The 20,148-nt window shown below is 51.3% G+C and carries 19 protein-coding genes, 2 tRNA genes and 1 pseudogene; 11 read left to right on the top strand and 11 right to left on the bottom strand.

Going from position 1 to position 20,148, the window contains the following annotated elements; genetic code table 11:
* The coding region (locus tag GY634_RS05135; protein ID WP_166407492.1) for a transposase at window positions 1–163 on the bottom strand (163 nt) is incomplete at its 3' end.
* Between the two features lie 49 nt (window positions 164–212).
* Between GY634_RS05135 and GY634_RS05130 the strand changes: the two genes are divergently transcribed.
* Window positions 213–677: a sce7725 family protein gene (locus tag GY634_RS05130; protein ID WP_166407517.1), complete on the top strand. Its 465-nt coding sequence runs from the start codon at window positions 213–215 to the stop codon at window positions 675–677.
* 100 nt (window positions 678–777) lie between these two features.
* On the opposite strand, the gene GY634_RS05125 is transcribed toward GY634_RS05130, so the two are convergent.
* Window positions 778–862: transfer RNA gene (locus GY634_RS05125), tRNA-Leu, on the bottom strand.
* Window positions 863–1,159: 297 nt separating this feature from the next.
* Between GY634_RS05125 and GY634_RS05120 the strand changes: the two genes are divergently transcribed.
* Both GY634_RS05120 and htpG read left to right on the top strand, forming a co-directional pair.
* A complete protein-coding gene (locus GY634_RS05120) occupies window positions 1,160–1,627 on the top strand; it encodes an NUDIX hydrolase (RefSeq protein ID WP_166407491.1) in 468 nt (155 codons plus the stop codon).
* Window positions 1,628–1,733: 106 nt separating this feature from the next.
* Window positions 1,734–3,641 (top strand): molecular chaperone HtpG, encoded by a 1,908-nt coding sequence (gene htpG, locus GY634_RS05115; protein WP_166407490.1) that lies wholly within the window; start codon window positions 1,734–1,736, stop codon window positions 3,639–3,641.
* Window positions 3,642–3,739: 98 nt separating this feature from the next.
* On the opposite strand, the gene GY634_RS05110 is transcribed toward htpG, so the two are convergent.
* On the bottom strand, window positions 3,740–4,468 hold the full coding sequence (locus tag GY634_RS05110; RefSeq protein ID WP_166407489.1) for an aspartate/glutamate racemase family protein: 729 nt from the start codon (window positions 4,466–4,468) through the stop codon (window positions 3,740–3,742).
* Between the two features lie 143 nt (window positions 4,469–4,611).
* Between GY634_RS05110 and GY634_RS05105 the strand changes: the two genes are divergently transcribed.
* The gene (locus GY634_RS05105; protein ID WP_166407488.1) at window positions 4,612–5,280 is read left to right on the top strand and encodes a helix-turn-helix domain-containing protein; all 669 of its coding nucleotides are present in this window, start codon (window positions 4,612–4,614) and stop codon (window positions 5,278–5,280) included.
* Window positions 5,281–5,285: 5 nt separating this feature from the next.
* Here GY634_RS05105 and ampD read toward each other — a convergent pair whose 3' ends face one another.
* From ampD to GY634_RS05090, 3 genes are read right to left on the bottom strand one after another with little or no spacing between them, the layout of a single operon-like run.
* Window positions 5,286–5,894: a 1,6-anhydro-N-acetylmuramyl-L-alanine amidase AmpD gene (gene ampD, locus GY634_RS05100; RefSeq protein WP_166407487.1), complete on the bottom strand. Its 609-nt coding sequence runs from the start codon at window positions 5,892–5,894 to the stop codon at window positions 5,286–5,288.
* On the bottom strand, window positions 5,878–6,135 hold the full coding sequence (locus GY634_RS05095; protein ID WP_166407486.1) for a PP0621 family protein: 258 nt from the start codon (window positions 6,133–6,135) through the stop codon (window positions 5,878–5,880). The genes ampD and GY634_RS05095 overlap by 17 nt, the downstream gene beginning before the upstream one ends.
* Window positions 6,128–6,979, bottom strand: coding sequence for a cytochrome C assembly family protein (locus tag GY634_RS05090; RefSeq protein ID WP_166407485.1), 852 nt, complete (start codon window positions 6,977–6,979; stop codon window positions 6,128–6,130). The genes GY634_RS05095 and GY634_RS05090 overlap by 8 nt, the downstream gene beginning before the upstream one ends.
* A gap of 94 nt (window positions 6,980–7,073) precedes the next feature.
* On the opposite strand from GY634_RS05090, the gene ffh reads away from it, so the two are divergent.
* On the top strand, window positions 7,074–8,534 hold the full coding sequence (ffh, locus tag GY634_RS05085; RefSeq protein WP_166407484.1) for a signal recognition particle protein: 1,461 nt from the start codon (window positions 7,074–7,076) through the stop codon (window positions 8,532–8,534).
* Between the two features lie 73 nt (window positions 8,535–8,607).
* On the opposite strand, the gene GY634_RS05080 is transcribed toward ffh, so the two are convergent.
* Window positions 8,608–10,218 carry an amidohydrolase family protein gene (locus GY634_RS05080; RefSeq protein WP_166407483.1) on the bottom strand — a complete coding sequence of 537 codons (1,611 nt, stop codon included), beginning with the start codon at window positions 10,216–10,218 and terminating at the stop codon, window positions 8,608–8,610.
* Between the two features lie 333 nt (window positions 10,219–10,551).
* Here GY634_RS05080 and GY634_RS05075 point away from each other — a divergent pair, with 333 nt between their 5' ends.
* From GY634_RS05075 to GY634_RS05060, 4 genes are read left to right on the top strand one after another with little or no spacing between them, the layout of a single operon-like run.
* A complete protein-coding gene (locus GY634_RS05075; RefSeq protein ID WP_166407482.1) occupies window positions 10,552–11,550 on the top strand; it encodes a TRAP transporter substrate-binding protein in 999 nt (332 codons plus the stop codon).
* Window positions 11,551–11,593: 43 nt separating this feature from the next.
* Window positions 11,594–12,091, top strand: a complete 498-nt coding sequence (locus GY634_RS05070; RefSeq protein ID WP_166407481.1) for a TRAP transporter small permease — start codon at window positions 11,594–11,596, stop codon at window positions 12,089–12,091.
* Window positions 12,088–13,368 carry a TRAP transporter large permease gene (locus GY634_RS05065; protein ID WP_166407480.1) on the top strand — a complete coding sequence of 427 codons (1,281 nt, stop codon included), beginning with the start codon at window positions 12,088–12,090 and terminating at the stop codon, window positions 13,366–13,368. Before GY634_RS05070 ends, GY634_RS05065 begins: the two co-directional genes overlap by 4 nt.
* 6 nt (window positions 13,369–13,374) lie before the next feature.
* Window positions 13,375–14,283, top strand: a complete 909-nt coding sequence (locus GY634_RS05060) for an amidohydrolase family protein (RefSeq protein ID WP_207625505.1) — start codon at window positions 13,375–13,377, stop codon at window positions 14,281–14,283.
* 2 nt (window positions 14,284–14,285) lie between these two features.
* Here the strand turns inward: GY634_RS05060 and GY634_RS05055 are convergent, their stop codons facing one another.
* Window positions 14,286–15,188, bottom strand: coding sequence for a LysR substrate-binding domain-containing protein (locus tag GY634_RS05055; protein WP_166407479.1), 903 nt, complete (start codon window positions 15,186–15,188; stop codon window positions 14,286–14,288).
* Between the two features lie 127 nt (window positions 15,189–15,315).
* On the opposite strand from GY634_RS05055, the pseudogene ydiJ reads away from it, so the two are divergent.
* Window positions 15,316–18,362, top strand: a pseudogene (ydiJ, locus tag GY634_RS05050) (D-2-hydroxyglutarate dehydrogenase YdiJ).
* Window positions 18,363–18,450: 88 nt separating this feature from the next.
* On the opposite strand, the gene lysM reads toward ydiJ, so the two are convergent.
* The 3 genes from lysM to trmB form a co-directional block, all read right to left on the bottom strand.
* A complete protein-coding gene (gene lysM, locus GY634_RS05045; RefSeq protein WP_166407478.1) occupies window positions 18,451–18,894 on the bottom strand; it encodes a peptidoglycan-binding protein LysM in 444 nt (147 codons plus the stop codon).
* Window positions 18,895–18,992: 98 nt separating this feature from the next.
* Window positions 18,993–19,193, bottom strand: a complete 201-nt coding sequence (gene thiS / locus GY634_RS05040) for a sulfur carrier protein ThiS (protein WP_166407477.1) — start codon at window positions 19,191–19,193, stop codon at window positions 18,993–18,995.
* A 27-nt stretch (window positions 19,194–19,220) separates the two neighbouring features.
* Entirely contained in the window at window positions 19,221–19,925 is a 705-nt protein-coding gene (trmB, locus tag GY634_RS05035; RefSeq protein WP_166407476.1) for a tRNA (guanosine(46)-N7)-methyltransferase TrmB, read from the bottom strand.
* Between the two features lie 120 nt (window positions 19,926–20,045).
* On the opposite strand from trmB, the gene GY634_RS05030 reads away from it, so the two are divergent.
* Window positions 20,046–20,119 (top strand) — tRNA-Gly (locus GY634_RS05030).
* The last annotated feature ends 29 nt before the right edge of the window (window positions 20,120–20,148 follow it).

Here is a 20,148-nt window from a genome sequence, read left to right as displayed (position 1 = left end):
GCTGACGCTGCTCGACAGGCTTGGCATAGCGCTTGAGCCAAACATAGATGCTGTGCGTTGAGACTCCCAGACGTTGCGCAACATCAGCCACCGACCTCTTGTATTCGGTCACTTGTTTGATGGCTTCTAGCTTGAATTCTTCGGTGAATCGTACATGACTCATAATCTTCTCCTCTGTGAGTATTATGAGGCTAAAGAGTATCTACTAAACCCTGGTCGATTCAATTCGGGATGATTTTCAACGTAAAGCGCGGAATGCTGATTATGAGGGTATTGAGTTTTTTACAGATCGGCATTTAAGTTTTCTGAGTGAGGGTGTTGGGTTTGGGGATTACACGGTGCTGGGTGCTACTTTTGAAGGAGGCGGCGGCCCTGCAGCGGCGGTTGCAATACATGGTACTTTCAAAGGCCAAGGCGGGGCTGTGTGGGTGGAGCATTTTGTTTCCGATGATACGGAGCGTAATGTGGGTACTGTGGGTGGAAAATACCTTCAGGCTGCGGGGAAGTTGGTTCTGCGAGCACGGCACGCCCCGGAGATGTTTGGTAATGATAAGGCGTTGCAGAGTTTTGCGGCAGATGTGGTTGCGTTGCATTATCCGGGTTTGGGGAAGAGTAAAGAGAGGCAGATTTATCATCACGTCGCTCTTATGTATCAGTTGCTTACAAACCGTCTTTGAGTAATGATGCTTACAATGTAATTGATTGCTTTTGGGTGTATAGAGTCATAAAAAAGACGAAAAAAAGACCGCTTAAAAAAGCGGTCTTTTTTAGTGTTCTTGGTGCCCGGGGCCGGAATCGAACCGGCACACCTTTCGGTATCGGATTTTGAGTCCGACGCGTCTACCAATTCCACCACCCGGGCAACTTCTAGGCGTGGATGTTTCGTTTGAAACATGTGCTAGGAAAGAAAAGAATTATAGCGCAAATTCCAAGATGATCAAGAGCCAAATGCAAAATAGTTCATTTTTCTTCAAAAAAATAACGTTTGGGCTTTTTGAGGGGTAGTTACAAGGGCGTATGGTCAAGTCATAACGATAAAAGTCACGACCCACTAGAGCCAATTATCGTTAAGGGTATAGCCGCTAGAAAGCGTGTAGCAGTGATATTGTTCTAGGGTTTGGCGACTACGTCAGGCGGTAAGAGTAAGGACTAGAGATACATGAGCATGAACAGCAGCCTAGAAACCCATGTAGCGCCTGTGCGCAGACCCATCGCCGCCACGTTGGGTGTGGTGTGTAAAGACGGTCAGGTGTTGATGATTCGACGACGCAATGCACCCGACGTAGGGCGGTGGAGCTTTCCGGGTGGCAAGATAGATTTTGGGGAGGCGGTGTTAGTGGCGACGGAGCGCGAAATTTCTGAGGAAACGTCCGTACAAGCGAAAGCTTTGCAGGTGGTGACGGCGGTAGATGTGCACGATATAGACGCTGATGGAGCGTTGCGCCAGCACTATTTATTGATTGCCGTAGCGTGTAGTTGGATAGCTGGCGATGCCTATGCCGGGGACGATGCCCTAGAGGCAAAGTGGTTCGATGTAGAGCAGTTAGCACACAGCGATATTGCTCGCAGTTTTGATGTGGTGGCGGTAGCGAAGTTGGCCTACCAGCGCTATCTGGAAGCCAGCTAATAGCATGGCTCTTGATATTTGGTTATGTGTCCCCAGTTACTAGATTAATGCGCTGGCGGCAGATGCCGCTATAGCTTGTTGATGACAACTGAGTAAATACGTAACCATGAGCCAAACCGAGAATAATGTTCAGGCAGCCGAGACCCTAGGTTTTCAGACTGAGGTCAAGCAGTTGCTGCAGTTGATGATTCACTCGCTGTATAGCAACAAAGAGATTTTTCTGCGCGAGTTGGTATCCAACGCGTCTGATGCTTGCGATAAGTTGCGCTTTGAAGCCATAGACCGACCCGAGTTGTTGGAAGGCGATAGCGAACTACGTATACGTGTCACCTACGACAAAGAAGGTAAGACACTGACCATTAGCGATAATGGTATTGGTATGAACCGCGACGAAGCGATTGCCAACTTAGGTACTATCGCGCGTTCGGGGACCAAAGAATTCTTTACGCAATTAACGGGCGACAAACAAAAAGATGCCCAGTTAATTGGTCAATTTGGTGTGGGTTTTTACTCCTCCTTTATCGTGGCAAACAAAGTATCGGTATTGTCACGTCGCGCTGGCGATGTGGAAACCGACGGTGTGTTGTGGGAGTCCGAGGGGTTAGGTGAGTTCACCGTGAGCCCTGCCGAGAAAGCCGATCACGGTACCTCCGTTACTCTGTACCTGCGTGATGACGCCGACGAGTTCCTAGACGGCTGGCGCTTGCGCGCCGTATTGCGCCGTTACTCTGACCACATTTCTTTGCCCGTGCAAATGCTCAAAGAAGAGTGGGACGAGAAAGAGTCCAAACAAATTACGCTTAGCGATTGGGAAACTGTTAACCAAGCTAATGCGTTGTGGACGCGCTCGCGCTCAGAAATCTCTGATGAGCAGTACCAAGAGTTCTACAAACACATTGCCCACGATTACGAAAACCCATTGGCGTGGACACATAACCGCGTAGAGGGTCGTAGCGAATACACGCAATTGCTGTATGTGCCTAAGCATGCGGCCTTTGATTTATGGGATCGCGATGCCAAGCACGGCGTGAAGCTGTACGTAAAACGCGTGTTCATCATGGACGATGCGGATCAGTTGCTGCCTAACTACCTGCGTTTTGTGCGTGGTGTGGTGGATTCTGCTGATTTGCCATTGAACGTGTCGCGTGAAATTCTGCAAGAAAGCCGTGATGTACGTGCGATTCGCGAAGGTAATACACGCCGCTTGTTGGTATTGCTGGAAGACTTGGCTGAAAACCGTAAGGAAGAATACGCTGAGTTCTGGGCTAACTTTGGCCAAGTGCTGAAAGAAGGTACAGGCGAAGATCAGGGCAACAAAGAGAAAATCGCGGCGTTGCTGCGCTTTGCCTCTACGCACAATAACAGTGCGGCACAAGATGTCTCGTTTGCCGATTACATTTCGCGCATGAAAGAAGGCCAAGACAAGATTTACTACGTCACGGCTGATTCTTACACCGCAGCCGCGAACAGCCCGCATCTGGAAGTGTTCCGCAAAAAAGGCATTGAAGTATTGTTGATGTCTGACCGCGTGGACGAGTGGATGTTGTCGTACCTGCATGAGTTTGACGGTAAAGCACTGGTGTCTGTAGCTAAAGGTGGCTTGGACTTGGCGAGCTTGGAAGACGAAGCCGAGAAAAAACACCAGGAAGAAGTCGCTGAAAACTTCAAACCTTTGGTAGAGCGTCTGCAAACAGCGCTGGGCGAAAAGGTCAAAGAAGTACGTGTGACATCGCGTTTGGTGGATTCCCCAGCGTGTGTGGTAGTGGATGAGAACGAACTAAGCCCACACCTGATTCGCATGTTGCAGGCGGCAGGCCAAGAAGTACCTACGGTTAAACCTATCTTAGAACTGAACCCCGAGCACGCGTTTGCAGCACGTCTGCAAAGTGCTGACGATAGCCAATTCGAAGATTTGGCGTTGGTGCTGTTGGATCAAGCCTTGTTGGCTGAAGGTGCGCACGTAGAAGACCCTGCGGCTTTCGTGAGACGTGTAAACAAGCTGCTGTTGGGCTAAGGTTTACCAGTCATAGCACCTACGTCAGTAGGTGCTGCAAAACGCCCCAAAGACTATTGCGGTCTTTGGGGCGTTTTTGTGTGGAACGCGCTTAGGCCTTACATGTGCCCGTGATAGGGTTTACGCACCAAGGAGTGGTATACGTAATCAATCATGGTGATGAAGTCGAATACGGGCAGTTGGGTGTCACGTTGTACGGCATGTGCGTAGGGCGGTAAATCGCTGCATTCCAGTAAAATGGCCCCTAAGTCTGGGTGTTGCGTCAGCATGTGGCGGGCAACGCTAGTGACTTCAGACTCAATGGTAGTCGAGCATAGGCTACCTTTTTCCTCCAAGATAGCGCTGCTGAATTCGGGTTGCTGTTCCATGCCCGCGATCACCACGGGAATACTGTCAGCAATACCTAATGCAGAAAAGTGCATGGGGCCAAGCTGGCAGGCATTGGCCGTAATAATGCCCACCGGCTTGCGTGTTAGGGCATGAATAAAGGGGATTTGCATCAGGCTAGATAAAAACACGGGAATGTTCACCGAAGCGGCCACTTCTTTTTGAAACAGTGCCATAAAGCCGCACGCACCAGTAATGGCTTTTATGCCACGGCGTTCTAGTTCTTGAGCGGCTTCTATAAAGGGCTTGATCAGTTCAGGGTCGCGTTGGTTGAGTAGCCTGTCTATAGACGCGCCGCGTACCTCTTGGTAGCACACGGGGTAGTCGAAGGTGGTGGCGTTGCCTACGTTGCCTGGAATGCAGGGGTAGGCTGCATCTAAAATCAAAATCCCTATGCTTTGGCCATACCAAGATTGGCTGGCTTTTTTGACGTGATACATGAAGCCGTTGTCTCCGTAATTGTTATGTTTCCAATGGGAAACTTTATGTGCGTAACCTGCTTTATGCCTAAATGCTAAGTAGCGCATTCCATAGCAGCTACGTTATAGTGCTTATTATCTCTTAAAAATTGAAAAAATCTACGATGGTGGAATCTACAAGCGACACAGTGGTGTCTAGGGCAGCAAAACATAACCCGCTGATTGAGCCAGCAGCGCCAATCAGTCGTAATGCTTTTGGCGAACGTTTGCGACATTTGCGCCGTGAGCAGGGTTGGACGCTGGAGCAAGCCAGTGCAGAAACTGGGGTAGCAAAATCTACGCTATCCAAAATTGAAAACGGTGGTATGTCGCCCACTTTTGATCTCATTCAGAAAATTGCAGCCGGTTTACGGCTGGATTTGGTGGACTTGGTTGGGGCAGGTGGTAGTAATCAAGGTGCGGCAGCGCGTCGTAGCCTAATGCAGGGCGAGCAAGGGCCATTGCTGGAAGGCAAAGCCTATGTGCATGAGTTGTTGGCTTCTGATTTGTCGCACAAGAAAATGCTGCCATTTCGTACGGTGGTACGGGCACGTAATTTGCGCGATTTCAACGGCAAGCTGATTCGTCATTTAGGCGAAGTGTTTTTGACCGTGCTGGAAGGCAGTGTGATGTTTATGTCAGAGTTCTACGGTCCTGTGGAACTGCATGCAGGTCATTGCATTTACTTCGACGGGCAAATGGGGCATGCGCTGATTTCTACCTCAGAACAAGATGCCGTCGTGATGTGGGTAAGCGATAACCACAGCTCCGTACCTAGCAATATAGGCGTGTAAGCAGGTTAGTCTAGTTCGAGTAAGTCTGGAAAATGCCGGCGTGGCCATGGGCTGTTGCTGGCATAGGACTCCCAATCAAAAAATGGGCCGGGGTCGGTTTTGCGGCCCGGTGCAATGTGCTCGTGCCCGCGTATGGCGTGCAGGTCGTGGCGTTCAGCCAAGGCTTGTGAAAGCTGGTTTAAGCGCTGGTATTGGGCGGCTTCAAAAGGGCAGGAGTCGCTACCTTCCATTTCTATACCAATAGAGAAGTCATTGCAGACTTCGCGGCCGTGGTGGTTAGAAACCCCCGCGTGCCACGCTCTATCTAGGGTAGAGACAAACTGCACAATCTCGCCATCACGGCGTACTAAAAAGTGTGCCGATACGGTTACGCCGCGTATGTTCTCGAACCACGGGTGGCTACTGATATCTAGCTTGTTTTGGAAGAAATCAATAATTGCGTTGCCTTCAAAGACATTGGGCGGCAAGCTGATATTGTGAATCACCAATAAATCTATAGGCCCACCTTCTGGGCGCGTATCGAAGTTGGGTGATGGTGCGCGTGTAACCCCCTCGGCTGGGGCTAACCAGCCGTCGGCTTGCAGGTGCAGTGCGTTATTACTTGCGGGGGCCATGTTTAGCGTGGTCCAAGCTGCACCAAGTATGGCCGTCGCTCATCAAGGCTTGTGAGCGAGGCAAGTGCACACCGCAGTGCTCGCAACGTACCATAGGCTCTGCTTTGCCTTTTGATGGCTGCGAACGATTGTGTTGAGACGTGCGGTTCTGTTGGTTCTGTCTGAGTTTTTGTGCAGCGATGACGCGCATCACCAGAATAACGGCCAGAATAACAACGACCCAGAGTAAAACCTTAACCAAGTGCGCCTCGCTGCAAAATAACGTCTAAAACAAAACGGGTACCGGAGTACGCCAAAATTAAGAAAGCTGACCCCGCTAGCATCCAGCGTAAGGCTGTGCGGCCGCGCCAGCCCCAAATGCGGCGTCCTAATAGCAAACCACCAAATGTGAGCCACGAGAGCAGCGTGAAGATGGTTTTGTGGTCCATGGGTAAGAGCTGGCCTACTAGATGCAGGTTGACGGCGCTACCGGAAACGATAGTCAGCGTCAGCATCACGAAGCCTATGCGTATTAAGCGAAACAGCAGCTCTTCCTGTACCAGCAGTGGTGGCATGGTGTCCAGTGCACGGTACAGTAGGGTAGGGGTTTCAGAGTGCGCAGCAGGGCGGTGCAGTTGCCTGTCTAGTGCCGTCATTAAGATGGCATGCAAGGCAGCTACAGTCATTAAGCCGTAGGCAGCAATCGCAATTAATAAGTGTATGCGCAGCCATTCGCTATCCCCGTGGGGGATAATAGAGCCGCCAGGCACCAAGGCGGCTAGTAAGCTCGCGATAGTTGCAACAGGCAATAGAATCAGCAGTAGGCTGTCTAAGCGCAAAAATAAACTTTCAAACCAGAACACCACCATTCCCAGCCATATGGCGGCTGAAAGTGCCAATGCCCACCCTAAGTGCAGGCCTTGTGGCAATATAATGGTGAGCAAGAGCCCGGCGCCATGTAGTACGATGGCAGCAAGCAGGGCGATGCGACATGTCCCGCTGAGTACAGGTTGCTGGCTGCCTCGAGTAATAGGACGCCATAAGACAATCGCTAATACAATATAAGCCAGAGGGGCCAGCAAGTGAAATACAATGCTTGCAGACATAAATATCCGACAGACGATTAAAGCTTTACAGGGCGCTTGGCCCTGAACCGGGTAGTAACCCCGACGAATCACTAGTTTAAGCGAAACCAGCCATATGTTCGAAAATCTTACTCAGCGCATGGCCCGTGTTGTAAAAACAATGCGTGGTCAGGCGCGTCTTACCGAAGCCAACACACAGGATATGCTGCGCGAAGTGCGCATGGCGTTACTTGAGGCTGACGTTGCGTTGCCCGTGGTGCGGGAGTTCATCGCAAAGGTCAAAGAAGAGTCTCTGGGCAGCGATGTTGCCGACTCCCTGAACCCTGGTCAGGCATTGGTGGGGGTGGTGCACAAGCAGCTGACCTCGCTGATGGGTGCCGACCTAGGTGAAGAAGCCAGTGAACTGTCCTTAGCCACACAACCACCAGCTGTAATTTTGATGGCTGGTTTGCAGGGTGCGGGTAAAACCACCACCACTGCCAAGTTAGCGAAATGGTTAAACGAGGGGGGGCATACCCAGCACGGTCGCAAAACAGGCAAGAAGAAAGTATTGGTGGTCAGTGCTGACGTGTACCGTCCAGCCGCGATCGAGCAGTTGAAGACCGTTGCCGCCCAAGTGGGTGTGGACTTCCTGCCTACCGACCCGTCTGAAAAACCAGTGGATATCGCGAATCGCGCGGTAGATCACGCCAAGCGTCATCACTACGATGTGCTGATTCTGGATACGGCGGGTCGCCTGGGTGTAGACGAAGCCATGATGCAAGAAATCCAGCAGTTGCACCAAGCGGTGAAGCCGGTGGAAACCTTGTTTGTAGTCGATGCGATGCAGGGTCAGGATGCGGTCAACGTCGCTAAAGCCTTTGGTGAAGCACTGCCGCTGACTGGTGTGGTGCTGACCAAGTTAGATGGTGACTCCCGCGGTGGAGCGGCGCTTTCCGTGCGCCACATCACAGGCAAACCTCTGAAGTTTGTTGGGGTATCGGAAAAAGTTGACGGCCTAGAGCCTTTCCACCCAGAGCGCATGGCGCAACGTATTTTGGGGATGGGCGATATCGTTTCGCTGGTAGAGCAAGCGCAACGCAATATTGATATCGCTGAAGCCGAGAAAATGGCGCAGAAGATCAAATCGGGCGACCGCTTTGATTTGAACGATTTCCGCGATCAGTTGCAGCAAGTGAAAAAAATGGGCGACATGGGCTCATTGCTGAAAAAACTGCCTGCGCAGTTTGCGCAAGCGGCTGAGCAGTTGCAAGGCGGCGAAGCCGAGAAACAACTGCGTCGTACCGAAGGTATCTTGAACTCCATGACTCCTCAAGAGCGTGCGAAGCCCGAGTTGCTGAAAGCCTCTAGGAAGCGTCGTATCGCAGCGGGTTCTGGTGTGCCGGTGCAAGAGGTCAATCGTTTGCTGAATCAATACGATCAGATGAGCGGCATGATGAAGAAAATGAAAGGCGGCGGTATGGCCAAAATGATGCGCGCCATGAGTGGTATGGGCGGCATGGCTAACGGCATGCGTAATATGATGGGCGGCTTTGGTGGTGGCAGTGGCAAAAAAGGCGGTTCTAAACGCCGTTAAGCTACAGCCGCAAAAAAGCCCTGCTTGTGTGTCCATGGTGGCAACAAGCAGGGCTTTTTTATATGTGCTGCGTTTAGAAACCGTACAAACGTGCTGGGTTGTCTACCAAGATTTGGTGGATGATTTTCTCGTCGTGGTTGGCCCAGGTGAAGAAGTCTTCCAAGAGTGTGGTGTCGTTAGGCATAGGCACACGTATGCACACGTGCGGCCAGTCGGTGGCCCACAGCATGCGCGACGCGTTGGCTTCTATCAGCGCGCTGGCGTAGGGGGCTACGTCTTGATAGGGCGTTGTGTCTTGGTTGGTGAAGCGATACGGGCCAGATAGCTTCACCCACACTTTGTTTTCGTGCAGCAAGCGTAGCAGCGCTTGGAAACCGTGGTGTGCAGTGCCAATGCTGGCAGGCATGTGGCCCATGTGGTCAATCACTACCTCTACAGGCAAGTAGGCCAAGGTGTCGTATAGGTCAGCAAACTCCGAGATATCTACCAGCAACTGCAAGTGCCACCCCAGTGGGGCGATGCGGTAGGCAAGGCTGGTGACGTCTGATACCTCTACGCCGCTCTTGTACAACAAGTTGATACGTACGCCTCGTACCCCTAGTGCGTGCATACGCCACAGTTCTTCGTCGCTGGTTTGTTGGCTAATCACCACCACGCCACGGTAGTTCTCGCCACCTTCTTTTAAAGCTTCTAGCAGCACGCTATTGTCGTAGCCGTACACGCTAGGCTGCACAATGACGCCACGGCTAAGCCCCAGTGTTTGCTGTAGGGCTTTGTAGCTTTCAAGTGTGGCCAGTGGCGGGGTGTAAGAACGGTGCGCCGTGAAAGGGTGCACAGACGAGTCGCCAATAATGTGGAAATGGCAATCGCACGCACCTTCGGGTAGCGTAATCGTCGGGGCGGTGTTGACCGGTAGTGGCGCAGGGCAGGGTGGGGCATAGGTTTCACCCAGAGAAGTCATGCGAGTGATTTCCCAGCCTTGCAGGCCTTGTAAACCGTTACGTTCAGCCGAATTAATCACTTGTTGCCAAGTTGCACGGCGCGCTAAGTCAGGGTCGCCCAACAAGATGGCATCAAAGATGGCTTGGTACTCTTGCAGCAGTGTTCGTTTCAGTGTGCTGGAGTGTTCTACGCGCCGTTCCAGAGCCGCCACTTCAAAGATGTGGGCGGTCAGGAATAGGATGAAGTTCTTGAAGTATTCGTTCGCAGTAGCTTCGGCAATGGCACGCTTAAAGGCCAAGCTTTTTTCAATCAATTCTTGGTTAAGGTGCAGGGCTTCGCGCAGTTCTAAGAAGGCATTTTGTATGGCTTCTAGCTGGCTGCGGGTGCGACGTCTAGCGGCCATGCCGGCGGCAGACACCTCTAGGTCTAAACGCATCTCATAGAGCTGGCGCAGCTTTGAGAGGGTTTTGAGCTCTTCATGATCTATCTTGAAACTGTTGTGTAGCCCGCGCTCGGACACAAAAGCGCCTAACCCCTGATGGCTTTCTACTAAGCCGTCAGATTTAAGCCGTGCTACGGCTTCGCGCACCACATTACGGCTGACCTCGAACATGGTGGTCAACTGTGATTCTGTGGGGATGCGATCGCCAGGTTTAAGGCGGCCTTGAGCAATCTCGGTTTCTAAATAACGCGAGATGTCTTCCGATAGCTGACGTCTAGAGGATGCGGGGCTTTTTTTCATGTGGCTATCATAACATCGGAGCTTGTTACTTGATAACAAGTTACCGTTACTTGTCTATTCGGCCCTGAAAAGTACCAGATTCAGGTCTTTTTTATGGAAGTTGCTACGCTTCTTGTTGGTCAAGTTGTCTGTTTTTTGAGTCTTTTTTCCTTGTTTTTACTACTTGGTAAACAGGTTTTATATAGGGTAAATCTATTTATTTTGTTTTGTGGCAAGGCTTTTGGTTGCAAAGCTCTATGTTTTAAATGTTATGATAAAAAAACTTGTAGTACAAGTAGGGTGTGCAAAGAGGAATAAAACCAGCACACGACATGAATATTTAGGAGCGATGTAATGATTGGAAGCAAACAGGGTAAATGGCGCGTAGCGCTGGCTTGTGCATTAACACTGGGTGTGGTCGGAGCAGCACAGGCTGTTACCAACATCCGTTTAGGTTGGACTACATCTGACAGTGCGGTTGATCCTTATGCGATTACTGCACATTACTTTCAAGAAGAGCTGGAAGCCGCTGCACCAGGTCAATTCAGTGTGAAGTTTTTCCCTAGCAACCAGTTAGGTAACGACACTGAAATGCTGCAAGGTATGCAAATGGGTACCTTGGATGCGGGTGTTATCACTGGTACACAAGTAGGCACGATTGAGCCTGCATTCCAGCTGACTGACTTGCCGTTCTTGTTTGCCAACAAACAGCAAGCACACGAGGTATTGGATGGCGAAGTGGGCCAAGACTTGTTGCAACGCTTGGATGCCAAAGGGATCGTAGGTTTGGGCTTTGCAGAAGCGGGTTTCCGTCACGCGATTAACAACCAACGTCCTATCACTGTACCTGCCGAGTTCAAGGGTTTGAAACTGCGCGTACAGCCTAGCAGCTTGTTTTTGACTAGCTTCAAAGCATTGGGTGCTAACCCAGTGGCACTGCCATGGAGCGATGCTTTCACCGCTGTACAACAAGGTACGGTAGATGGCTTGGAAATCCCATTGGCGGTGATTTACGCCAACAAATACGCCGGTGAAGTGAAATACCTGTCCTTGACTAACCACACCTACAACGCGTTGCCATTGTTGATGTCCAAACGTGCTTTCAACCGCATGAGCGCAGAAGAACAAGCCATTGTTCAAGCCGCTGCGCGTAAAGCGATTGAGCGTCAACGTGTTGCCGTAGCCCAGAACGAAGTGGACTTGCTGGAGCGTATTGCTGCTGAGGGTATGCAAGTGAATGAAGTGGCTGATGCAGCGGCATTCCGTGAAGCCGTGAAGCCTGTGTACGACGAGTACCGCGACAGCATCGGTGGCGACGTGTTTGATCGTGCTTTGGGTCAAGTGACTCAATAAGTCACGTAGCTAGTGTGATGTCTTTTTTCTCGTGAGCGGCGACATGAACAAGTATCTTGAGAATGTCAGCAAGTGGATAAGCAGAGGCACGGCCGTTCTGGCCGCGCTTTGCTTGTTGGTCATGGTTTTTTCCTTGCTGGATGGTGTGTTTTTCCGTTATGTGCTGAACGCTTCTCTGGCGTGGTCAGATGAGGTGGCGGTATTGGCATTTAGCTGGAGCATCTTTTTGTTTTCTAGTGTGATGGTGCAAGAACAGGGGCACGTACGTATTACGTTGCTATTGTCGGCACTGCCACGCCCACTAGAGGTTAGCCTGGAAAAAATCAGCTGCATATTGGTGCTGTTGTTTGGTGCGCTAATGGTATGGGCGGGTTGGCAATTTGTAGGGTTCACCGCTACACAGGTGTCGCCTGCATTGCGTTACCCGCTGTGGCTGCAAACGGCCGCGATTCCTGTGAGTGGGGCCTTAATTGTGCTGCATTCTGTGGTGCTGTTGTTTCAGCCCGTGCCTGCTAAAGCTTCCGAGGAGAAAACATCATGAGTGAAGTCGGCATCGTACTGATTTCAGGGCTGTTCATCATGCTACTGATGGGTGTACCCATTGCGTTTACGCTAGGGATACTGACCGCAGTGGGCTTGTGGATGGCCGATTTTGACCAGATGATTCTGGTGCAACGTTTATTGGCCGGTAGTGCCGTTACCAGCTTGATTGCTATTCCTGGCTTCATTCTGGCTGGTGACTTGATGACGGCGGGTGGCTTGTCACGACGTTTGGTGCGTATTGCCTCGTCGTTGTTTGGCCACTTCACGGGCGGTTTATCTATGTCCACCGTGGCGGCGGGTACGTTTTTTGGTGCGATCTCCGGTTCGGCTCCTGCTACCACTGCTGCCGTGGGTTCCATCATGATTAACGAGCTGGAGCAACGTGGCTATTCACGTGGCTACGGCGCGGCATTGGCTACCTCTATTGGCCCACTGGGGCAAATGATTCCACCGTCTATCCCTATGATTATTTGGGGTGTGTTGGCCGAGGAATCCATTTCCAAACTGTTCTTGGCAGGTGTAGTACCCGGTTTGTTGGCGGCAGGTGGTTTCTGCGTGGTCAGTGTGCTGTACGCCCGCAAGCACAAAATCCAACCCGAAAAACGTCCAAGCGGTAGTGATGTATTCAAGGCACTGCGTGAAGGCTTCTGGGCCATCATGGCACCAGTGGTGATTTTGGGTGGTATTTACGGTGGTGTGTTTACGCCTACCGAAGCCTCGATGGTAGGTGCGTTGTACAGCTTGATTATTGGCTTGTACGTGTACAAAGACCTTAAGTGGAAAGCATTGCCCGCTATTTTGATGGGTTCGCTGCGTACCACAACGGTCATCATGTTCATCATCGTAGTGGCCTACGGCTTTGCGTGGGTGATTGCGAGTGAGCAAATTCCATCACAAATCAGTGATGTATTGCTAAGCCTAACCTCTAACCCCTTTGTATTACTGTTGCTGATCAACCTGATGTTGTTGGTGTTGGGTGCCATCATGGACACCGTATCCGCCATGGTGATTCTAAGTGGTGTGCTGATTTCAGTAGGTTTACAGATTGGTCTAGACCCCATTCAGTTGGGTGCCATGGTGGTCATTAACTTTGCCGTGGGCATGGTGACACCACCTCTGGGGTATTCCTTGTTTGTGGCGTCTAGTATCAGTGGGTTAACAGTAGAGCAAGTAGCGCGTCACTTGTGGCCGTTCTTGGTAGTGTTGCTGGCAGTGGTGGCATTGGTGGCCTACGTGCCAGCCGTGACACTGTGGTTGCCAGGCTTGGTAGGTTGAACATAGATGGTTAGTTTGGTTGTAGAACAGGCAGCAATTGCTGCCCCCACCGTGCCCGGTCCTATAGTGGCGAGTCGCTTGCCCAATGAGGCGCTACCAATGGGGGCATGCGATTGCCACGCGCATTTGTTTGGGCCGCAAACGCAGTACCCGTATCAGGTAAATCGTAGCTATACACCACCCGATGCCAGCGAAGTGTCCTACCGTACGTTGTTGCGCCGTTTAGGCTTTCAGCGTGCTGTGTTGGTGCAACCTAGCGTATACGGCACAGACAATAGTTTGATGCTGGATACGTTGGCGCACTTACCCGCAGATGATGACATTGAATGGCGTGGTGTAGCGGTGGTGGATGCGTCAGTTTCAGACGCCGAGCTAGAGCGTATGCACCGTCTGGGCGTGCGCGGCGTGCGCATCAATTTGGTATTCCCCGGTGGTATTACCTTTGATGATGTACGCAGCTTGTCTAACCGTTTGCAAGGTTTGGGCTGGCACATACAGTTCTTAGTAGATGTGTCACGATTTGAGCATTTGGTCGATAGGCTGTCGGCATTGCCTACCCCTAGTGTGATTGATCACATGGGGCATGTTTCTACCGCCAACGGCACGCAAGAGCCGGGTTTTCAGGCACTGTTGCAACTGCTGGAAAACGATAAAACCTGGGTGAAATTAACCGGGCCTAATCGTATTTCTACATTGCAAACAGCACCGTTTACCGATGTGGATCCGTTCTTTCAGGCCTTGGTGAACAAGCGTGCTGATCGCTGTGTATTTGGCACAGATTGGCCGCATGTGCAGTTGCCTACACCCATGCCGCGTGACGAAGATTTGGTCAATGAGCTTTTGAGATTGCTGCCCGATGCGGCGTTACGCCAGAAGATCCTAACGGATAATCCGGCGCAGTTATACGGGTTTTAGTACTACACAATCGCCGCTGCATGCGGCGATTGTTGTAATAGCCATTCCCTAAAAGCGATGAGCGAAGGCAGCGATGCATTGCGGTTGGGGTAGACCAAGTAATAGCTGCGTGGGCTGATTAGCGCTGGGCCTACGGTTTGTAGTTCACCGCGTTGCAGTTCGTCTAAGATCAAGGCTTGAGGTACTAAACCTGCACCAATGCCCGCTCGCACTGCTTGAATTAAGTGCGACGTGAGTTCAAAGCTTGGCCCCATACGCATTTGAGTGTGGGGTAAATCGAAGTGTGAAAACCAGTCGGCCCAGGCTTGTGGGTTACTGTTAATGGTAAGCAGCATTTGTTTACCCAACCACTTCGGTGTGACGTCGTTTTGTTTGGCAACGTCAGGGTTAAGGATAGCAACCAACTGCTCATTTAACAGAGGGTGAGCCACACAGTCGGGCCAATAGCCGGTGCCAACGGTAATGGCGGCATCTAAATCGCCTTGGTCAAAGTTCAGATCACCAATACGCGAATGTAGGTGTATGGTAATACCTGAATTGGCGGTGTAAAACTCATGAATACGGGGTAGTAACCACTTAGAGCCAAAGGTAGGTAAGGTGGCTAATCGCAGGGTGCTACTACCGCTTTGATGCGACATGGCTTGTAGGGTAGCGCTGCGTATAGAACCCAACGCGTGAGTGAGCTCTATGTAGTATCTACGGCCCGCATCGGTTAGGCGAACAGAGCGGCCTTCACGCCTAAATAGCTGTAGTCCCAAATGGCTTTCCAGCGCCTGTACTTGTTTACTGATGGCGCTTTGGCTAAGGGATAAGTCTTCAGCGGCACGGGTATAGCTTTCGTGGCGTGCGGCTGACTCAAACACCAACAGCAACGACATGGAAGGAGTGAGATGTCTAGCGTTCATGAGTTTTGTTCACCATTAGGCGGTGAATATTTCGTTTGTAGTCTAGCCTGTAATCATTGAAACTATAGACTAGCCCTTTCTTATTAGTTTACATGAGTAAAACTCAGGAATCTGTGGTTTTGTTTTTATGAATATTGCTTCCGTCCAGACCCTTGATCCAGTAGCCCCCCGTTATGCCGATTTTTTGAAGGCGCTGGCGCAGCGTGGCTTCACGGGTGAGATTCAAGCCGACTACGCACACCGTACGGTGTTGGCTACAGATAACTCCATTTACCAGCGTTTGCCTCAAGCTGCGGTGTTTCCGCGCTCTATCGAGGACGTGCGCCGTGTGGCAAGTTTGATGGGCGAGAAAGCCTATAGCAACATTACGCTCACACCACGAGGTGGTGGCACAGGCACCAATGGTCAGTCGCTCACAGACGGCATTGTGGTGGATCTGTCACGTCACCTGAATCAGATACTGGAAATCAACGTTGAAGAGCGTTGGGTGCGTGTACGCGCAGGGGTAGTTAAAGACCAATTGAACGCGGCACTGAAACCGCATGGTTTGTTTTTTGCGCCAGAATTATCCACCTCTAACCGTGCCACCTTGGGCGGCATGATTAATACCGATGCCAGCGGGCAGGGTAGCTGTAAATACGGTAAAACGCGCGATCACGTCTTAGAGCTAGACATGGTATTGCTGGGCGGCGAAGACCTGCACGGCGAGCCTTTAGATAAAGAGCAATTAGAACAAGCCTGTGCGCAGCCAGGTCGCGTGGGCGATGTATTTAGGACTGCGCGCCAAATCAGCGAAGAGCGCGCCGAACAAATTGAAAAGGGCTTTCCTAAACTCAACCGCTGTTTAACCGGTTACGACTTGGCCCACCTGTGGGAGCAAGATGGTCGTTTCAACGTAAACAGTGTGCTGTGTGGGGCTGAAGGTACCTTGGGTTTTGTGGTTGAAGCCAAGCTCAATGTGCTTCCCATTCCTAAGTTTTCTACACTAATTAACGTGCGCTACGGCAGCTTTATGGATGCGCTGCGTGATGCGCATGCCTTGCAAGCACAAAACCCCTTGTCCATTGAAACGGTGGATTCCAAGGTGCTGATGCTGGCGATGAAAGATTTCGTCTGGAACAGCGTGTCGGAATACTTCCCCCAAGACGAACGCCCAACCTTGGGCATTAACTTGGTGGAATTCAGTGGCGACAGCGAAGCCGAAGTAGACGAGCAGGTGCAGACCTTTATTGCACATTTGCAGCAAGACCAAACGGTTACTCGGTTAGGTCATACCATTGCGCAAGGCTCTGAAGCCGTCACTCGCGTGTACGGCATGCGTAAACGTGCAGTGGGCTTGCTGGGTAACGTAGAAGGCGAAGCCCGCCCACAACCCTTTGTGGAAGATGCAGCCGTACCACCCGAAAATTTGGCCGACTTTATTGCCGAATTCCGTGCGGTATTGGATAGCCATAATCTGGAATACGGGATGTTTGGTCACGTGGATGCCGGTGTGTTGCACGTGCGTCCAGCGCTAGACATGAAAGACCCAGCCCAAGCGGCCATGATCCGTCCGATTTCGGATGCGGTAGCTGAATTGGCCCAGCGTTACGGCGGTTTACTGTGGGGCGAGCATGGTAAAGGGGTACGTTCTGAATATGCGCCTGCTTTCTTCGGTGATTTATACCCGGCATTGCAGCAGCTTAAAGCCGCGTTTGACCCGCATAACCAGTTAAACCCCGGCAAGATTGCTACGCCCGCTACTCAGCCTGAAGCGGCTTTGCTTAAGATCGACAAAGTGACGCTGCGTGGTGAATACGACAGGCAAATGCCGCTGCGCACGTGGCAAAGCTTTGGTACGCCCATGCACTGTAACGGTAATGGCGCGTGTTTTAACTACGACTTAAACGATGCCATGTGCCCGTCGTGGAAAGCCACGCGTGAACGTACCCATTCCCCTAAAGGGCGTGCATCGTTAATGCGCGAATGGCTGCGCTTGCAAGAGCAGTCTGGGGTAGATGTGTTGGCGGTAGAGCAAGAGCCACAATCGTTCTGGAAAGGGCTGTGGAAAAAGCGTGCGGCTAAACAAGACCCACGGGAAACACCCGATTTCTCGCACGAAGTGTACGACGCTATGTCAGGGTGTTTGGCCTGTAAGTCGTGTGTGGGGCAGTGTCCTATTAAAGTGAATATCCCTGAACTGCGCTCGCGCTTCTTGGGGCTATATCACCGTCGTTATGCACGCCCCATGCGTGATTATTTGATTGCCTCGCTGGAATACAGCATGCCTTACCTAAGCAAAATGCCGTGGTTGTATAACGGCATGCTGCGCCAGAAGTGGGTAAAAGGCCTACTGGAAAAACGCATAGGCATGGTGGACAGCCCGTTGTTCAGTTCTATGGATTTTGCTAAGGTATTGCAGCAGTGGAATGTGCGCCCGGCCACCCCATTGGCGTTAACAGCCCTGACTGCAGAGGAGCGCGCTCGTAGCGTGATCCTTGTGCAAGATGTCTTCACTCGTTATTTTGAAACGCCGGTGTTGGCTGCGCTAATAGAGCTGGCTTCACGGTTGGGTTACCAAGTCTGGTTAGCACCGTTAAATCCTAACGGTAAACCGTTGCATGTACAGGGTTTCCGTAAGGCTTTTGCAAAGGCTGCCATACACAATACACGCCAACTGCAAACGGTAGCGGGCTTTGATATTCCATTGGTGGGTTTAGACCCTGCCATGACCTTGGTGTACCGTCAGGAATACACCTCGGTGCCAGACATCGGTATCGTGCCGCAAGTGCAGTTGCCGCAAGAATGGCTGCTGAATGCGTTGCCGGAAGATGTGGCAGTGGCGTCTACCGAACAGCTATACCGACTGTTGCCGCACTGTACCGAAAAAACCAACGCGCCTAACAGCATTCAGCCGTGGGCACAGTTATTCAAACGTTGTGGCTTGTCGCTGACTATTCCAGCGGCGGGGGTTGCGGTATGTCGGGTACCTACGGGCATGAAAGCCGTAACCAAGAAACCTCTAAGACTATTTTCAGCCAATCGTGGGCTAAGCATTTAGAAGCACCTGCGGAAAAAGGCGAGGTATTGGCGACAGGGTATTCGTGTCGTAGTCAGGTGAAACGCTTGAACGAACAAAGCTTGCGCCACCCATTGCAGGTGTTGTTGGCACACATAAGCCAGCACGTTAAATAAGAAACCGCCGCAAGCATAAGGCTAGCGGCGGCTTACTTATACACAGGCCGTTTACGTAGTAATGCGTAAACGGCCTTGTTGTGTAGGCTTAGAGTTCAGGAATACGCAGAACTTGGCCTGGGTAGATTTTGTCTGGGTGAGACAGCATAGGTTTGTTGGCTTCAAAAATACGGTTGTATTCGTTGCCTTTACCTTTGCCGTAAACGGTTTCCGCAATTTTCCACAGCGTGTCGCCTTTTTGTACGGTAACCATACGGGCAGCCGTAGCAGGGGCGGTAACAGTCAGTTTGTTATCCACACCTGCAACACCCAGTGTGTTACCTAGGGCAAGTACGATTTTTTCAGCGGCTTCAGTGGTGGCAGCCGTACCGGAAACGGTCACGGTATCGCCACTAACACTAATATCCAGCCCGTCGGCATCCAGTTGGTGTTTGGCCAGTTCTTTATGTAATTCGTCTGGGGTAGCGGCTTTGGCATCGCTGGCACCCAGCAGTTTTTCGCCTACACTTTTCAGAAAGCTTAGTACGCTCATGGTGTCTGTCCTTGTGGTGAATAATGCAAAGAGCCTTCATTATTCACCACAAATGTGTAACAGACATGGCGCTGATTGTTAACGATTGTGAGAGCGGCTTAACCTCCGCCTACAGCCACCACAATTTCCAGCTGATCGCCGGCGTTAACTTGATGGGTTGCGTGCTGGCTTTTAGGCACGATGTCGCCGTTGATCTCAACAGCAATACGCTTACCAACGTAGTCCAGCTCTTGCAGCAGTTCTAGTACTGTGCAGGGAGTCTGTAACGGGCGGGTTTCACCATTTAACGTAATATTCATCGGTGTAGCTCGTCAAAAAGATGCGCATTAAATGCGACGGAAAATCAGATCCCACACACCATGTCCCAGTCGCAGACCGCGTGCTTCAAACTTGGTGAGGGGGCGGTAATCGGGCCTTTCAGCAAAACCGTCGCTAGTATTTTGCAGCAGCGGCTCGGCAGACAATACTTCCAGCATCTGGTGAGCATAATGTTCCCAGTCTGTTGCGCAGTGGATGTAGCCACCTTTAGCCAGACGGGTGCTTAGCAGATTGATAAAAGGCGATTGAACCAGTCTGCGCTTGTGGTGACGCTTTTTGGGCCAAGGGTCAGGGAAATAAATATGTACCCCAGCGAGACTGTTGGGTTCGATCATATCACGCACCACTTCCACAGCATCATGCTGGATGATACGGATATTCGAGACTTTACTGTCATCAATACGACGCAGCAGCGAGCCCACACCGGCGTCGTATACCTCTACACCCAAGAAGTCATCTTGAGGGCGTTGTTGTGCGATGCTCAGTGTGGTTTCACCCATACCAAAGCCGATTTCTAAAATCAGCGGTGCTTCGCGCTTGTACACAGAAGCGGGTTGCAGGATGTCGTTGCGGTAGTCTATAGACCAAATAGGCTTTAGGCGATCCAGCGCCAATTGCTGATTGGGCGTAATGTGAGAGCGGTGGTGTACAAAGCTCTTGATGTGGCCATAAGGGGACTCAGGCTTATCGTTATCGTGGGTATCTTGTGTCATGGTGTTCGGTATAGGGGGTAAGCCAGCACTAAAAAAATCTTGGTACTTTGTCAGTGCGGCGGTATACTTTGCTGCTTAGACAAAGTCTCTATTTTACGCAGCATTGCGTCATATCACCATGCGGGTGTAGTTCAATGGTAGAACGGCAGCTTCCCAAGCTGCATACGAGGGTTCGATTCCCTTCACCCGCTCCAGAATTCTGAAAAAGGCCCAAACGAAAGTT

It is taken from the genome of Paenalcaligenes suwonensis, assembly GCF_011290505.1.
GTDB classification, from domain to species: domain Bacteria; phylum Pseudomonadota; class Gammaproteobacteria; order Burkholderiales; family Burkholderiaceae_B; genus Paenalcaligenes; species Paenalcaligenes suwonensis.
Note: the sequence above shows the minus strand (reverse complement) of the source record. Positions and strands in the feature narration are given on the sequence as shown.

Excerpts from the sequence above, each read along its gene's own strand:
- GY634_RS05120 (WP_166407491.1), top strand. The coding sequence starts at position 1,160 with ATGAGCATGAACAGCAGCCTAGAAACCCATGTAGCGCCTGTGCGCAGA.
- htpG (WP_166407490.1), top strand. The coding sequence starts at position 1,734 with ATGAGCCAAACCGAGAATAATGTTCAGGCAGCCGAGACCCTAGGTTTT.
- GY634_RS05110 (WP_166407489.1), bottom strand. The coding sequence starts at position 4,468 with ATGTATCACGTCAAAAAAGCCAGCCAATCTTGGTATGGCCAAAGCATA.
- GY634_RS05105 (WP_166407488.1), top strand. The coding sequence starts at position 4,612 with ATGGTGGAATCTACAAGCGACACAGTGGTGTCTAGGGCAGCAAAACAT.
- ampD (WP_166407487.1), bottom strand. The coding sequence starts at position 5,894 with ATGGCCCCCGCAAGTAATAACGCACTGCACCTGCAAGCCGACGGCTGG.
- GY634_RS05090 (WP_166407485.1), bottom strand. The coding sequence starts at position 6,979 with ATGTCTGCAAGCATTGTATTTCACTTGCTGGCCCCTCTGGCTTATATT.
- ffh (WP_166407484.1), top strand. The coding sequence starts at position 7,074 with ATGTTCGAAAATCTTACTCAGCGCATGGCCCGTGTTGTAAAAACAATG.
- GY634_RS05080 (WP_166407483.1), bottom strand. The coding sequence starts at position 10,218 with ATGAAAAAAAGCCCCGCATCCTCTAGACGTCAGCTATCGGAAGACATC.
- GY634_RS05075 (WP_166407482.1), top strand. The coding sequence starts at position 10,552 with ATGATTGGAAGCAAACAGGGTAAATGGCGCGTAGCGCTGGCTTGTGCA.
- GY634_RS05070 (WP_166407481.1), top strand. The coding sequence starts at position 11,594 with ATGAACAAGTATCTTGAGAATGTCAGCAAGTGGATAAGCAGAGGCACG.
- GY634_RS05065 (WP_166407480.1), top strand. The coding sequence starts at position 12,088 with ATGAGTGAAGTCGGCATCGTACTGATTTCAGGGCTGTTCATCATGCTA.
- GY634_RS05060 (WP_207625505.1), top strand. The coding sequence starts at position 13,375 with ATGGTTAGTTTGGTTGTAGAACAGGCAGCAATTGCTGCCCCCACCGTG.
- GY634_RS05055 (WP_166407479.1), bottom strand. The coding sequence starts at position 15,188 with ATGAACGCTAGACATCTCACTCCTTCCATGTCGTTGCTGTTGGTGTTT.
- lysM (WP_166407478.1), bottom strand. The coding sequence starts at position 18,894 with ATGAGCGTACTAAGCTTTCTGAAAAGTGTAGGCGAAAAACTGCTGGGT.
- thiS (WP_166407477.1), bottom strand. The coding sequence starts at position 19,193 with ATGAATATTACGTTAAATGGTGAAACCCGCCCGTTACAGACTCCCTGC.
- trmB (WP_166407476.1), bottom strand. The coding sequence starts at position 19,925 with ATGACACAAGATACCCACGATAACGATAAGCCTGAGTCCCCTTATGGC.